Below are 1,053 nucleotides of genomic sequence, written 5' to 3'. Positions count from 1 at the left end.
GAAATTCAATCAGATGGGTAGTGGTAGTTTTGCCATTGGTACCAGTGACTCCAATCAGTCTTAGCTGCTGTGCTGGGTAGTCGTAGAAGGCTGCTGCAGTTTGAGCAGACACGGTGGTCATGTCATCAGCGGCAATTACACAAACTCCTGTTTCCGGTGAAAGTTCCTGGGGGGGATGTTTGGCAGCCGCTTGGGGAGAAATTATCGCTGCTACTGCCCCAGATGCGATCGCACTTTCCCAGAACTCTCCACCATCTACCCTAGTGCCTGGCATCCCGATGAATAAATCCCCCGGTTGGCAGGCGTGGGAATTGGTACAGATGCCTGTAACGACCACATCAAGACCCTCGGAGCTAGGCATTTTCACACTATTGGCAATTTTGGCTAATAATTCCCTTAGCTTCATATTTATCGCACCAAACGACACTATAAGATCTACCGAATCATCACAGCCACCAGTCAACTGTCAACCATCAAACCGTCAACCGTCAAACCGTCAACCTGATGTATCGCCTATTTTGACTCACTAACAGGGAAATATTTCCGTAACATTCGCTGCAATTGTGCAACGCTAGCACGAGGAGAGGGGCGAGGTAGGAGCTTTTCCTGACTACAGTGGTTAATACATAGTACTGGCACCTCATACTGATAGGATTGGAACCAATCCTCTCGACTGGTAATATCTCGAACCTCTAGCTTAAAGTTTAAGCCTTCAATCATCTCTAGCTTTTCAAGTAATCCCTCACAAAGATGACAACCGGGTTTACTGTAAAGAATTAATTCCATCAGGCAAGTTAGTTGAAAATTGTTTATTTAGAAGGTAGTTTAGTAAAGTTAAGTGCAGCTTCGGCAAACACACCTGAAGAAACGTTAAAATGCTGGACAGCAACATTCGCCTTCATGGTAAGTCCATTTGAACCAGCCCCATGTCCACAGACCTTCGCCTCGTCTCAGAAAACCGTTGCTTCGGCGGTACAGTAGGTTTTTACACTCATCACTCTCAGACTTGTAGGAGCGAGATGGGGTTTTCCGTATACCAACCCCCTCAGGCGA

The 1,053-nt window shown here is 46.6% G+C and carries 3 protein-coding genes; all 3 read right to left on the bottom strand.

Annotated features, from left to right (window positions below; genetic code table 11):
• On the bottom strand, positions 1 to 406 hold a 406-nt coding region (locus F6K49_RS52535), incomplete at its 3' end, for a Mur ligase domain-containing protein (RefSeq protein WP_293111046.1).
• A gap of 107 nt (positions 407 to 513) precedes the next feature.
• A complete protein-coding gene (locus F6K49_RS52530; RefSeq protein ID WP_293111043.1) occupies positions 514 to 786 on the bottom strand; it encodes a glutaredoxin family protein in 273 nt (90 codons plus the stop codon).
• Between the two features lie 84 nt (positions 787 to 870).
• Positions 871 to 1,053: hypothetical protein (locus tag F6K49_RS52525; RefSeq protein WP_293111041.1), on the bottom strand; the 183-nt coding region annotated here is incomplete at its 5' end.

The organism is Moorena sp. SIO3I6, assembly GCF_010672095.1.
Note: the sequence above shows the minus strand (reverse complement) of the source record. Positions and strands in the feature narration are given on the sequence as shown.